This window comes from Domibacillus antri, assembly GCF_001936625.1.
GTDB lineage: Bacteria > Bacillota > Bacilli > Bacillales > Domibacillaceae > Domibacillus > Domibacillus antri.
Window position 1 is genome coordinate 1 of the sequence record NZ_MSDU01000050.1, and the last position, 13367, is coordinate 13367.

The window sequence follows — 13367 nt, forward strand, 5'->3', positions numbered from 1 at the left end:
GAAAGACAAGAAAATACGCGGGATGTTCCCGGCTCCACCAACAACATACCCCGCAAAAATGGTGAATTTTAATCCGGAGTGATTGGGGTAAAGTAACTCGGCGTTGACAGCTTACACGAAAATAATAAATTGTATAATGGCGGAGAAATATTTTACAGCTATAACGATATACAGAGATTTCTCCCATCAAATATTAATCACACAAAAATTATCAACCAACTTGTTTTAGATACGACAAACATCTTTAACATAGAATTTGCTAACGATGGGCTTGTTATTTCATATAAATAAATCGAGCCAGAGTAGATTATAAATCAACTCTATTCCTTTTACTTCCTTATTCCTTTGCAAAAAACTGTCTTTCTATGTACCCACCTTCCCTGCCACCTCCTTCTAACCCTTGGTATAGGTGAATTTCCATATTATGTAGGCGAATTAGTTGTTCTCTAATTCGCTCTTTTTCGTCCTATTTTTTGTCAGAATCCAGCTTTTTCAGGTAAATTAGTTGTTCCCTGAGTTCCTGGATTTCTTCTTCTTTTTCACGCCTTTTCTCATGCTTTTTCTCGCTCTTTTCCTCCTTCTTTTTCTCACTGGCTTTTTTCTTTCCTTTCAAACCGAAGGTTTGTCGGTCTTTCTCTCACGCTTTTCTTCTCTTTTTTTCTCCCCCATTCTTTTTCCTCAGGCTTTTCCTCTCTCTTTTCATCCAATAAAAAAACACGAGGAAAATCGGCTGGTGATTCCGATTTTCGCTCGTGTTAGGGAACGTTTTATTTGACCAAGAATACAGTTTATTTGACTAAGGAAGAACTTAATTTTGCAGGTACAGCCCAAAGTAGAGCGGGATTCAACTTATTCAACCGTTACTGATTTCGCCAAGTTACGCGGTTTATCTACATCGCAGTCACGGTGTAAGGCTGCGTAGTAGGCGATGAGCTGGAATGGAACGACAGCTGCGAGTGGTGCGAGCAGTTCGTGTACGGCTGGCAGCACGAAGCGGTCTCCTTCTTGCTCAAGGCCTTTCATGGAAATAACGCAAGTATTGGCGCCGCGTGCAGCGACTTCTTTCACGTTGCCGCGGATGTTCAAGTTAACAGATTCCTGTGTCGCAAGTGCGATAACCGGTGTACCGTCTTCGATCAATGCGATTGTACCGTGTTTCAATTCTCCGCCGGCAAAGCCTTCCGCCTGGATGTAAGAGATTTCTTTCAGCTTCAAGGCACCTTCAAGGCCGACATAATAGTCAACAGAACGGCCGATAAAGAAGCAGTTGCGTGTTGTTGACAAATAGTCACGCGCGATTTGTTCGAATTCTTCTTTTCCGTCACAAAGGACTTCCATTGCATTCGCCACGATGCCAAGCTCATGCACAAGGTCGAAGCCTGTGTCGATGCCTCCTTTTTTCGCTGCTGCATCGGCCAAAATGGACAGAACGGCAATTTGCGCTGTGTACGCTTTTGTAGACGCAACGGCAATTTCCGGACCAGCATGAAGAAGCAGTGTGAAATCCGCTTCACGCGACAATGTAGAGCCTGGTACATTTGTGATTGTCAATGCTTGGTAGCCCAGTTCTTTTACTTTTACAAGTACGGCGCGGCTGTCCGCTGTTTCGCCGCTTTGTGAAATAAAGATAAAGAGCGGTTTTTTCGATAGAAGCGGCATGTTGTACACAAATTCACTTGCGACATGAACTTCTACCGGAATATTCGCCATTTGCTCTAAATATTGCTTGCCGACAAGACCGGCATGGTAGCTTGTGCCGCATGCCACGATGTACAGGCGGTCCGCTTCGGTTACGGCATTAACGATATCCGCATCAACCGCCAATTCACCCTGGTCATTTTGATAAGCCTGCATAATTTTGCGGATCACAAACGGCTGCTCGTCTGTCTCTTTTAACATGTAATGCGGATATGTGCCTTTTTCAATATCACCGGCATCCAGTTCCGCCGTGTAAGGAGCGCGTTCAATTGTTTCACCGTTTTCGTTTTTAATCGTCACGCTGTTTTCTGTTACCAGCACCATTTCTTTGTCCATCAATTCGACAAATTGATTGGTTACTTGCAGCATAGCCATCGCATCAGACGCAACAACATTGCAGTCTTCGCCAAGGCCGACAAGAAGCGGGCTTTTATTTTTTGCTACATAGATTGTTTTTTCATCTTCTTTATCCAAAAGGGCAAGTGCGTAAGACCCTTTTAACAGTGTCAATGTTTTACGGAATGCTTCTTCTGTTGTCAGTCCGTCTTTCGAAAACAAGCCAATTAACTGTACGATGACCTCTGTATCTGTATCGCTTTGAAGCGGTACATCAAGCAAGTATTCGCGTTTTAATTGCTCGTCATTTTCAATTACACCGTTATGAACGAGTGTATAACGGTTTGTTACATTTTGATGTGGATGCGCGTTGTAACGGCTCGGTACGCCATGTGTCGCCCAGCGGGTATGACCGATTCCTGCGTTTGATTTTACATTTTCATCAACAACCGCGCGCAAATCAGCGATACGTCCTTTTTCTTTGAAAATGTGCACACCCTCTTCGTTGCGCACAGCAATACCGGCAGAATCATAGCCGCGGTATTCGAGCTTCTCAAGCCCTTTCAATAAAATTTCTTTCGTATCTTCGCTGCCGATATATCCAACAATTCCGCACATATTCTATTTCCTCCTGAATTGGAGAGGCCGGCAAACAAGCGCTGATCAAGCATATTGCCTGCCGCGCCCCTGCATTTTTTTGTATTTGGCACAAATTCAATCCCTTTGTCCACCGGGTTGCCCCGTTGCTTTAAGGATGAACATGACAGTTGTGTACCGCAACCGGGAGGCATCCGCCGAATCGTCGATAAACCTCCTCCTCGTCAACTAAGCGTATCGTCGTCCCGCTCAGTTCAGGCGCTTTAGGGTAAAACAAATAAACCTTATTCCGCTCCTTTCCGCATATCCTAAAAAACACGATAATCATACCTTTTTCCACGCGTTCCGTCAATTAAAAACTTATTTTCGCTGCCGTAATAAAAGAAAAACAAGGACAGCAGCGAAAAGAGAGGCCGCTCCCGTGAATGTAAACACATCGTTCAACCCTGCTTTTTCAGCAATGACACCGGCCAAAAGCGGTCCGAGAAAGATGCCGATCGCATAAAACGATTGAAAAAACCCCATTGCCGACATTCTATAAGCAGCCGGACTGACCTGCACCACTTCGCTTAGCAAAATCGGAAAAACAAAACCGAGCGCAAGCCCGATTACGGCATGCATACTACTAAGAGATGCAAGTGAGGAGGAAAATGGAACGGCTGCGAGAAAAATCGCTGTGACAAAAAAGCAAACGGCCAGCACGACTTTATTGTATCGGCTGTTCAGCTGATAAAATGCGAGGCTGAGTGACGCAAGGGCATGCGGGATAAAAAAGGCACATGTCAGCCAGATAAATGACTGCTCCTCCACGCGTAGATCGGCTGCATAAATCGGGCTGAATCCAAAAATGGTAATAAATAAAACCGCATGGGCAATTAACGATAAAAATGTCAGCAGTTTTAAATACGGTATTTTGATGGTTTCTTTTATGTGATGCACCGTACTTGCCGGAGCAGTAAATGACCGGCGGCGCACTTCTTTAATGTTCCATGCAAAAAAGATGCCGAGAATAGACGCTGCCGCCCCGATCCAGAACGGGAAATCCCAGCCGAAAGCATGAACAAGCCAGCCGCTGATAGCCATGCTGAAAAACTGTGTCGCCACCGTCACAAACTGCATAATCCCCATCGCATTCGAGGCACGGTCCGCACTGAAATAATGCGAATATAAAACCGTCGCCATCACCCACATCGACGCGGTAATACCGGCAAGCAGCCGGGCAATTAAAATGATCGTGAACGATTCAAAAAAAACGAGCAGCAGGCTGCTGATCAACGCCATAATAAAACCGCCAACAAGAAGCAGCTTTCGTATGTTTTGCAGAAAATCAGACAAAATGCCAAGCGGGAACCGCAGCAAAATTTGCGTAATGCCGTACGCGCCGAGAATGACGCCAATCGCTGAATACGTAAATCCGACTGACTGCAAATAGACACCAAAGACAGGCGCATAAATGTAGACCGCAAACCAGAAACAAAACACAGCCGCTAAAAAATTTATATGATCCTTTAGAAGGACATGACTTGATTCATCTTTCTCTATATGTCTTTCCATTCAAGCACCGCCTTTTCTTTAGATAACTGCGCCTCATCAATAAACCGCTTTTAACATAACCAGCCCTAATCTGAAATATCACCATTCCGATATAACCCCATAGTAATTGTGAAGGAATACCCATTTTAACAACAACTGAATGTTTTGTTAATACCATATCTAAAGCAGCGCTATGTTTCCATCTTATTTTTAACATTTTTAAACATTTGGTTCAAATGATCCCGTCCTCATGATTGTGGATTTTATGAATAAAATGATCGTAAAGATTAATATTTCACTAATGTCCAAAACAATTGTCTTCCTAGAAATTTTTGATAAATTAAAGTCAGCTCAATTGAAAGCGTTATCTTTTTACAACAAAGGGGGATTTACACATGTTTAAAAAATGGTCCATGTTTGCTGCAGCGGGAGCACTTACACTCGGCCTGGCAGCCTGTTCATCGTCTTCAACCGATGAAAACAATGAAAACGTTTCCGGAGGTTCGTATCCTGAACGTGCGGTCACGGTTGTTGCTCCATCCGGGGCTGGAGGCGGCTGGGATTTAACGGCACGGTCGATTTCAAAAATCATGAGCGATACAGAATTAATGGAGCAGCCGTTAACGGTTGAAAACAAACCGGGCGGCGGCGGGGCCGTTTTCATGGCCGAATTTGCTACAAAGGAAGCAGATAACGATTACATGTTAATGGTTAAATCACCGCCAATTTTAATCAATAATCATAAAGCGGAAGGAAACAGCCCGTACGGCTATAAAGACACGAAACCTCTTGCACAGCTTACGCGTGATTACGGGGCGATTGTCGTCAAAGCGGATTCAGAGTTTGACTCGTTAACAAGTCTTCTTGACGCCATTAAAGCAGACCCATCCAACATTACACTTGCCGGCGGCTCAGCACCGGGATCAATGGATCATCTCGTCGGCATTTTGCCTGTATTCGAATATGGCATCGATCCGAAATCGGTCAAGTATGTTTCTTATGACGGCGGCGGTGAAGCGATTGCCTCCCTGCTTGGCGGCAATGCAGATGTGATTGCAACGGATGCTTCAACGATTACTGAATATGTGAAATCCGGCGATGTGCGCGTTCTCGCCGTCAGCTCTCCTGAGAAACTAGAAGGAGAATTAAGCGATGTGCCGACGTTTAAAGAGGCAGGTCTTGATACGGATTTTACGATCTGGCGCGGGATTTTCGGACCGAAAAATATGTCTGACGCCGCATTTGAATACTGGAATACGAAGTTGAGTGAAATGGTGGAAACGGAAGAATGGAAAGCGGAGCTCGAGAAAAACGGCTGGGCGTCTGAATACCGAAATGCGGACGATTTCACAACGTACCTGGAAGAACAAGAAAAAGTCATTATTGAACTTCTGACTGCTCTGGATATGCAAAAACAATAAACCAAACACGGAGCAGAGGTTTTCTGCTCCGTTCTTCTTACGGGGGTGAACAACCATGAAATTACCATTTGATTATATTGCCGGACTTGCATTTCTGCTCATCGGCCTCTTTTTCACCGTGGAAAGCCGTAAAATTTCGGAGAGCGCATACGGATCAGCCGTTGGTCCCGATATTTTCCCATTTGTATTAGGCCTATTACTCCTTATTTTCAGCCTGCGCCTTCTTTACGAGACATTTAAGAAACGGGGCGCTGCAGTCAAACGAGGAAATTATCATTATAAAAAATTCTTTATTATCCTGATTTCTGCTATTTTGTATGTTTCCTTGCTTGAGACAATCGGATATATTTTATCGACATTCCTGTTTCTGCTTGTTGCCTTTCAAACAATGGAAAGAAGGGGAATCGTGAAATCCATTCTTGTTTCAGCTGCTTTTTCCTTTGGTGTTTATTTGCTATTTGTCGAACTTTTGGGCGGCGTTCTGCCGAGACTCCCTTTATTTTAAACGGAAGGAAGTGAAGATATGTCTACAGTTCAATTTTTAATGGATGGGTTTGCGACCGCCTTCCAATGGCACAATTTGCTTTTCGCGTTTGCCGGCGTCGTGATCGGAACAGCAGTTGGTGTTTTACCGGGCATCGGCCCAATGAGCGGTGTCGCTCTTCTTATTCCCGTTACCGCCACATTAACATCCGGCCTGCCGGCAGAAGCAGCCGCAGCAAGTTCCATCATTTTATTAGCTGGTGTTTACTATGGCGCCATGTACGGCGGTTCCACAACCTCCATTTTGCTGAATACGCCGGGTGAATCGTCTTCTGTTGTGACCACTCTGGACGGCTATCAAATGGCGAAACAGGGCCGTGCCGGCGCAGCGCTTTCCATCGCTGCTATCGGGTCATTCATCGCGGGAATTGTGGCATTGATCGGCCTTGTGCTCCTTGCCCAGCCGCTTTCCAATATTGCGCTCGAATTCGGACCTGCCGAATATTTTTCATTGATGCTTCTTGGTCTTGCCGCAGTCAGTGGACTCGCCGGAAATTCCATGACAAAAGCACTGATTATGACCATCGCCGGGCTGCTATTGGCGACAATCGGCATTGATGCTGTTTCAGGCATTGCGCGGTTCACATACGATATTCCGGTCTTATTTTCAGGCATTGAATTTTTAACGATTGCAGTTGGCTTATTTGCTCTTGGAGAAGTGTTTAAAACCATTCTGGAAAAAGACGAAGAAGATGAAAATATCGCTAAAATCAACCGGATTTTCCCGACAAAACAAGACTTGAAAGACAGTACACCACCGATTATCCGCGGATCACTTTTAGGCTTTTTCATCGGTGTTCTTCCGGGAGCAGGCGCTACACTTGCCTCTTTCTTTTCCTATATCACAGAGAAAAAAGTAAGCAAAAACCCGGAGAAATTCGGTAAAGGTGCGATCGAAGGTGTGGCTGCCCCTGAATCAGCCAATAATGCCGCTTCAGGCGGTGCGATGATTCCATTGCTTACCCTCGGCATTCCCGGTTCCGGCACAACCGCCATCTTGATGGGGGCACTCATAATGTATAACGTGCAGCCAGGTCCTTTATTATTTGAAGAAAATCCGGACGTGGCCTGGGGATTAATCGCCAGTATGTTTATTGGTAATTTGATGCTTCTTGTGCTCAATATGCCGCTCGTGAGAGTTTTTGCAAAAATTATTCAAACACCGAAAAAATATTTACTGCCTATCATTGTCGCGATTTCTGTGTTCGGTGTGTATGCAGTACAGTTTGCAACCTTTGATCTATATTTACTGATTGGATGCGGATTGCTTGGCTACTTATTATCCAAGAATGATTATCCAGTCGCCCCGCTCGTGCTGGCGCTCGTACTTGGACCAATGATTGAAAATAATATGAGACGGGCATTAACAATTTCCAACGGCGAATTTTCGATTTTCTTGACAAGCCCGCTGTCACTCGTCTTCCTGATCGCTGCCGCTGCCTGGCTGCTTGTTCCGCTCCTTTTGAAATTAAAAGGACGCCAGGTCATAATAAATGAAGAAGATTGATCTGCATAAATACAAAAAAGACGCTCCGCAAACCAGTATATTGACTGGCTGCAGGGCGTCTTTTTTAGTTAAGCATCAAGACCCATTTCTTCTTCTACAATTTTCGCGATACGGTCTGTGAAGGAACGGCATTCTTCTTCTGTTGCCGCTTCAACCATAACGCGCACAAGCGGTTCTGTTCCGGATGGACGGACGAGAACACGGCCATTTCCCGCCATTTCCGCTTCCACTTTTTCAATTTCCGCCTTCACCTTTTCGTTCTCCGTCACGTGATGTTTATCTGTCACGCGGACATTTACGAGCGTCTGCGGGAATTTTTTCATTTCTGCTGCGAGTTCGGATAAAGGCTTTTTCGTCGCCTTCATAATGTTCACAAGCTGAAGGCCGCTTAGCAAGCCGTCGCCTGTTGTGTTGTAATCAAGGAAAATAATGTGGCCAGACTGCTCGCCGCCAAGGTTATAGTTATATTTCTTCATTGCTTCGACAACGTACCGGTCACCGACAGCCGTCTGTTCACTTTTAATTCCTTGTTCTTCAAGTCCTTTATAAAAGCCGAGATTGCTCATCACAGTTGAGACAATGGTATCATTCGTCAGCTTTCCCTGCTCCTTGAAATAGCGGGCGCAAATAAACATAATTTGGTCCCCGTCGACAATGTTTCCTTTTTCATCAACCGCCATTAAACGGTCGCCGTCGCCGTCAAATGCAAGACCTAAATGCGCTTCTTTTTCTTTAACGAACTGAGCCAGTTGTTCCGGATGAGTCGAACCGACACCGTCATTAATATTTAAGCCATTCGGTGCGGCACCCATTGTCGAAATATCCGCTTCCAGATCCGCAAACAAATGCGCAGCAAGAGATGACGTTGCGCCATGTGCACAGTCAAGCGCCACATGAATCCCTTCAAAGTCTTCGTCAACAGATTGCTTCAAGAATTGAAGATACTTTTGACCGCCTTCAAAATAGTCATTTAATGAACCAAGCTCCGTCCCTGAAGGACGCGGCAATGTATCTTCTTCCTGGTCAAGCAGCGTTTCAATTTCCGCTTCCTGCTCATCTGACAGTTTAAAACCGTCAGAACCGAAAAATTTGATGCCGTTATCCTGTACAGGGTTGTGAGACGCCGAAATCATGACACCTGCCTGCGCATCCATCGCTTTCGTTAAATAAGCGACACCCGGCGTCGAAATCACGCCAAGACGCATTACTTCTGCCCCAATGGACAAAAGACCCGCAACAAGTGCGCCTTCAAGCATCGGTCCTGAAATGCGTGTGTCACGCCCGATTAATACTTTTGGACGATCCGCATCTTTTGTCAATACATATCCGCCAAAACGGCCCAGTTTGAATGCAAGCTCCGGTGTCAGTTCTGTATTCGCTACACCTCTGACACCATCTGTACCAAAATACTTACCCATCTATTGTTTTCTCTCCTTTAATGTCAGCTGTTCAATCGTTATTCTGTGATTTCTTCAACCGTTACTTTGACTTTAATCTCTTTAGGGGAAGAAAAATTATATTCATCTCCGAGATCCACCGGTACGGTTAATGTTGTATCTTTTGTAACATTGCTTACATCCACCGGCAATGTAAACTCTTCAAGTTCTTCAAGCGCTGACTCTTTACCGTAAATCGTAATTTCATTCACACTCGGTTCCAATGACAAAATCTTTATTCCGGCTGGCGGCGCCCCTTTTGAAACCGTATTAAGCTCTACTTTTTTACTCGGGTTTTTCACAGAAACGGACACTTGAACCGTTTCAGGCTCAACTTTCACATCCAGTTTATTCAAATCGCCGTCAAGCACCTGCACATTCGCCGTTGCCGTCGTTTCCTCATGAATTTCCTGCCCGCCTATCAGCGCAGCTTTAACAAATGCGATTTTTTCAATATCCGATTCTGCGCCGGTCACCTTTACTTTCTGCGGAGCAACTGTGACGTTGTCCACTTGATATCCTTCAGCCAATACAGAATGATTAAATTCTGGAGTAACAGTGTGTGTCGCTGTTACTTTTTCTTCGATCGACACATTAACAAAAGCCGGCTGAATGGACACGGTCAGCTTATCAGAAAAATTTTCGTGTTTGATCACAGCCCGGTGATTCCCGATCTCCAGGTCCGTCAAATCAACATACAGCCTAAACTCGCGAAGCCTCTTCGTCGATTCTATAATGCTTTTTGGTCCTGATAATTCAACCCGCACCTGCTTCGGCAGACCGGACACATATAAATTTTCTGTATCATAATAGGCCTGCACCGGTACATTCGTCAATACCTCCGATGTATCCTGGCCGGAGTCATCCACTCGCTGCGCCAGCTCAAAATCATCAAAATTCAAGCTTACATACAGCAAAAAAGCGAGTAAAAAAGCAACAACGCGGGCAAACCATTTACTTTCGATAAATTTATCCATTGCTTCTCCGCCCCTTCCACGTCCAGCGGTTAGAAGTTTCATTTTTTTCCATTCCCGTCAACAGCTGATGTTCCAGAATATTTTCAAATTCTTCTTCCGTCAAATCACGGTACAGGTCTCCATTTCGTGTGACCGAAATCGCACCTGTTTCCTCCGATACGATAATCGTTAAACTGTCCGTCACTTCACTGATGCCAAGTGCGGCTCTATGGCGCGTCCCAAGCTCTTTTGAAATAAACGGATTTTCTGACAGCGGCAAATAACAGGCTGCCGCTGCGATTTGATCTCTTTGAATAATGACCGCTCCATCATGAAGCGGCGTATTCGGAATAAAAATATTAATTAACAATTCTGATGTAATAACAGACTGCATCGGAATGCCTGTCTCGATATAATCATTCATGCCCGTTTCTTTTTCAATAGAGATCAATGCCCCAATCCGGCGTTTCCCCATATAGCGGACTGATTTGAGAAGGGCTTCAATAATTTTCCGCTGCTCCTCATCTTCCTGAATCGCGCTCCGGGAAAAAATCCGGCCGCGTCCAAGCTGTTCGAGCGCACGGCGCACTTCCGGCTGGAATATGATAATGACAGCAAGAAAGCCCCACGTGAGTGCCTGCTCCATAATCCAGCTGAGTGTACTCAGACCGAGCAGACCGCTGATTGCCCTAATAATAATGATGACAAAGATTCCTTTTAACAACTGAACAGCCTTCGTCCCGCGAATCACCATCAATAACTTATAAACAACGTACCAAACAAGCAATATGTCAATTGCATTCGATAAATAATCAATAAAGGTAAAATCTTCAAAATAAGTCGTGAACGGCATACTTTATCCTCCAGGTTGGAATTACGGAGCCGTGAAGAAATCACTTTCTTCCTTAACCTGTCCATTATAACATACAAGTTGAAAAGAAGCAGACGATTGCCGCCCGCTTCCATTATTTAAACAATGATTTTAATTCAAACCAAAGCCGGCCGAATAAACGGTCAATTTCTTCAATTTCTCCCGTGACATTTCCGGCCGATGCCATATAACGTTCCCCATTAATGACCGTTACATCCCCGTCAACGGCCCCTTCAATTCGTATGTCTCCATTTTTCACAACAATGTCCTCTTCAATAACCGTTCCGGCTGGGACAATGACCGTTTCATTTTCCACCTTTAATTCGGTATTTTTTGTAAAAGCAAAGTGGTTGTCATCCTGCTCCAGCATGGAGACCATTCCCCCGCCCATCAGTAAAAGAAAAAGTGAAGCGGCCGTTAAAAACGGATGGTGCCTAAACCACCGTTCGATGCCGATTTTCTTCCCTTCCCTCGGCAGCAATGCCATTACCTTGGCCGTAAAGCCAGCTGGTGCTTCAATATGGGACGCGCTCTGAACAAGTGCAATTGTCTTTTTTAATTCCGCATAATGCTTCTTACAGTCTGCACATGTATCCAGGTGCAGCTTTAGTTCTTTCTTTGTCGCCTCTTCAATTTCCCCATCTAGATACTCATGCATCAAATGAACAATCTGTTTTGGACAAGATGTCATCGTTCATCACACCCTTTCATTACAAATGCCGCAAATGCTTCCTTAACGCCTCTCTTCCTCTATGTACACGTGTTTTGACTGTACCGAGGGGAAGATCGAGTATATTTGCAATTTCCTGAAGCGGCAGTTCTTCTATATACTTCAATACAATAACGGAACGATATTTTTCCGGCAGAAGCAAAATAGCCTGATGAATGGTTTCCTGCACTTCCAAACTTTCCACTTCCTCTTCCGGAAGCTGATCACCGGACGAAAGGTGAGAGTACATATTCAGTCCATCTGTTCCAGCAATCTCTGCATCAAGGTGATAATCCGGCTTCTTTTTACGGATTTTATCGATACATAAATTGGTGGCTATTCGGTATAGCCATGTCGAAAATTTCTTGTCTACATTGTATGTGTGGATATTTAAAAACGCTTTTAAAAACGTTTCTTGAGCGGCATCCTCCGCTTCGTGCCGATCCCAAAGCATGCGAAAACAAATCTGGTACACTTTGTCTTTGTAGAGCTCGACAATTTCACCAAACGCATTTTGATCTCCCTTTAATACTTGTCTGATTCTTCTCTGTACTATTAAATCCATTTTTTCTCCCTCCGCCCTAGCGGTATATGTCTATACGGATACAGCGCACAAAAGTTTCAAAAAAATGATAAAAACACACAATACCTGTTTACATTTATTTGAAAAGAGGTATTATTATGTATGCAGCTTTTACGGATAGGGGGTACCAACAAATGCAGTTGACCAATCTTTGGAATGAAATCGAAAACTGCCGGTATGAAATGATTTCACTTGCAATGAAAACGTCTCTTTCCGATATAAAAGTGATAGAAATAAGTAAAAAACTCGACGAATTACTTAATGAATATGATGATTCTAAATAAAAGAAGCAACACCATACAGACATTGCTTCCATTTCAACATTATTATAACAGTTTTATGACCAATAACGAACCCTTCATTGATAACAGCACCATTGTATATTCTTTTCTAACATTAAATCCATCAGCATAAGAATCACTTATCTCAAGTTAAAAAAAGCTGACTTTAAATCCTTATTAGGATTTAAAGTCAGCTTTTTACAAGATGAGCCATGAAGGACTCGAACCTTCGACCCTCTGATTAAAAGTCAGATGCTCTACCGACTGAGCTAATGGCTCAAAAATGGCTGGGCTAGCTGGATTCGAACCAGCGCATGACGGAGTCAAAGTCCGTTGCCTTACCGCTTGGCTATAGCCCAATAATTTTTCATTAGATAGTATACCCAAAAGAAAAAGAACATTATGTATATGTTCCTTCAGGAAAATGGTGGAGGGGGGCAGATTCGAACTGCCGAACCCGAAGGAGCGGATTTACAGTCCGCCGCGTTTAGCCACTTCGCTACCCCTCCGCTGTATAAAAATATCCATATAAAAAGAGATGGTGCCGGCAAGAGGACTTGAACCCCCAACCTACTGATTACAAGTCAGTTGCTCTACCAGTTGAGCTACACCGGCCTTTAAAGAAAAATGGTGGAGGATGACGGGTAACCGCTTGACCAAGGGGCCTTTATGAAATTGATCCAGATTGAAACATTATAAGCTTCCAACCGGGCTCGAACCGGTGACCTCTTCCTTACCATGGAAGCACTCTACCTGCTGAGCTATGGAAGCAAAGCAATGGCTCCGCAGGCAAGACTAGAACTTGCGCCCGATCGGTTAACAGCCGCTTGCTCTACCACTGAGCTCCTGAGGAATAATACGGCCAGGCGGCGTCATGCTCTCACAGGGGTACACCC

Annotated in this window: 11 protein-coding genes and 6 tRNA genes; 4 read left to right on the top strand and 13 right to left on the bottom strand. The window is 44.5% G+C overall.

Annotated features, from left to right (window positions below):
• Positions 1–849: 849 nt before the first annotated feature.
• Positions 850–2652: a glutamine--fructose-6-phosphate transaminase (isomerizing) gene (gene glmS / locus BTO30_RS15210; RefSeq protein WP_075399560.1), complete on the bottom strand. Its 1803-nt coding sequence runs from the start codon at positions 2650–2652 to the stop codon at positions 850–852.
• A 339-nt stretch (positions 2653–2991) separates the two neighbouring features.
• A complete protein-coding gene (locus BTO30_RS15215; RefSeq protein WP_075399561.1) occupies positions 2992–4185 on the bottom strand; it encodes an MFS transporter in 1194 nt (397 codons plus the stop codon).
• 374 nt (positions 4186–4559) lie between these two features.
• On the opposite strand from BTO30_RS15215, the gene BTO30_RS15220 reads away from it, so the two are divergent.
• The 3 genes from BTO30_RS15220 to BTO30_RS15230 are packed head-to-tail and all read left to right on the top strand — an operon-like array spanning position 4560 to position 7635.
• Complete coding sequence (locus tag BTO30_RS15220; RefSeq protein ID WP_075399562.1) at positions 4560–5585, top strand: Bug family tripartite tricarboxylate transporter substrate binding protein; 1026 nt, start codon at positions 4560–4562, stop codon at positions 5583–5585.
• 55 nt (positions 5586–5640) lie between these two features.
• A complete protein-coding gene (locus BTO30_RS15225; protein WP_075399563.1) occupies positions 5641–6090 on the top strand; it encodes a tripartite tricarboxylate transporter TctB family protein in 450 nt (149 codons plus the stop codon).
• An 18-nt stretch (positions 6091–6108) separates the two neighbouring features.
• A complete protein-coding gene (locus BTO30_RS15230) occupies positions 6109–7635 on the top strand; it encodes a tripartite tricarboxylate transporter permease (RefSeq protein ID WP_075399564.1) in 1527 nt (508 codons plus the stop codon).
• A gap of 68 nt (positions 7636–7703) precedes the next feature.
• On the opposite strand, the gene glmM is transcribed toward BTO30_RS15230, so the two are convergent.
• The 5 genes from glmM to sigW all read right to left on the bottom strand — a co-directional run bounded on the left by glmM (position 7704) and on the right by sigW (position 12172).
• On the bottom strand, positions 7704–9053 hold the full coding sequence (gene glmM / locus BTO30_RS15235; RefSeq protein WP_075399565.1) for a phosphoglucosamine mutase: 1350 nt from the start codon (positions 9051–9053) through the stop codon (positions 7704–7706).
• A gap of 38 nt (positions 9054–9091) precedes the next feature.
• Positions 9092–10048, bottom strand: coding sequence for a CdaR family protein (locus tag BTO30_RS15240; RefSeq protein WP_075399566.1), 957 nt, complete (start codon positions 10046–10048; stop codon positions 9092–9094).
• The gene (cdaA, locus tag BTO30_RS15245; protein WP_075399567.1) at positions 10041–10880 is read right to left on the bottom strand and encodes a diadenylate cyclase CdaA; all 840 of its coding nucleotides are present in this window, start codon (positions 10878–10880) and stop codon (positions 10041–10043) included. The genes BTO30_RS15240 and cdaA overlap by 8 nt, the downstream gene beginning before the upstream one ends.
• A gap of 112 nt (positions 10881–10992) precedes the next feature.
• Positions 10993–11589, bottom strand: coding sequence for an anti-sigma factor family protein (locus BTO30_RS15250; protein WP_075399568.1), 597 nt, complete (start codon positions 11587–11589; stop codon positions 10993–10995).
• 19 nt (positions 11590–11608) lie between these two features.
• A complete protein-coding gene (gene sigW, locus BTO30_RS15255) occupies positions 11609–12172 on the bottom strand; it encodes an RNA polymerase sigma factor SigW (protein ID WP_075399569.1) in 564 nt (187 codons plus the stop codon).
• A 152-nt stretch (positions 12173–12324) separates the two neighbouring features.
• Here sigW and BTO30_RS15260 point away from each other — a divergent pair, with 152 nt between their 5' ends.
• Positions 12325–12474, top strand: a complete 150-nt coding sequence (locus BTO30_RS15260) for an aspartyl-phosphate phosphatase Spo0E family protein (protein WP_075399570.1) — start codon at positions 12325–12327, stop codon at positions 12472–12474.
• A 203-nt stretch (positions 12475–12677) separates the two neighbouring features.
• Here BTO30_RS15260 and BTO30_RS15265 read toward each other — a convergent pair.
• From BTO30_RS15265 to BTO30_RS15290, 6 genes are all read right to left on the bottom strand, one after another.
• Positions 12678–12750: transfer RNA gene (locus BTO30_RS15265), tRNA-Lys, on the bottom strand.
• Between the two features lie 5 nt (positions 12751–12755).
• Positions 12756–12830 (bottom strand) — tRNA-Gln (locus BTO30_RS15270).
• Positions 12831–12896: 66 nt separating this feature from the next.
• Positions 12897–12980 (bottom strand) — tRNA-Tyr (locus BTO30_RS15275).
• Positions 12981–13010: 30 nt separating this feature from the next.
• Positions 13011–13086: transfer RNA gene (locus BTO30_RS15280), tRNA-Thr, on the bottom strand.
• Between the two features lie 83 nt (positions 13087–13169).
• A tRNA-Thr gene (locus tag BTO30_RS15285) sits at positions 13170–13242 on the bottom strand.
• Between the two features lie 7 nt (positions 13243–13249).
• A tRNA-Asn gene (locus BTO30_RS15290) sits at positions 13250–13324 on the bottom strand.
• Positions 13325–13367: the final 43 nt, after the last annotated feature.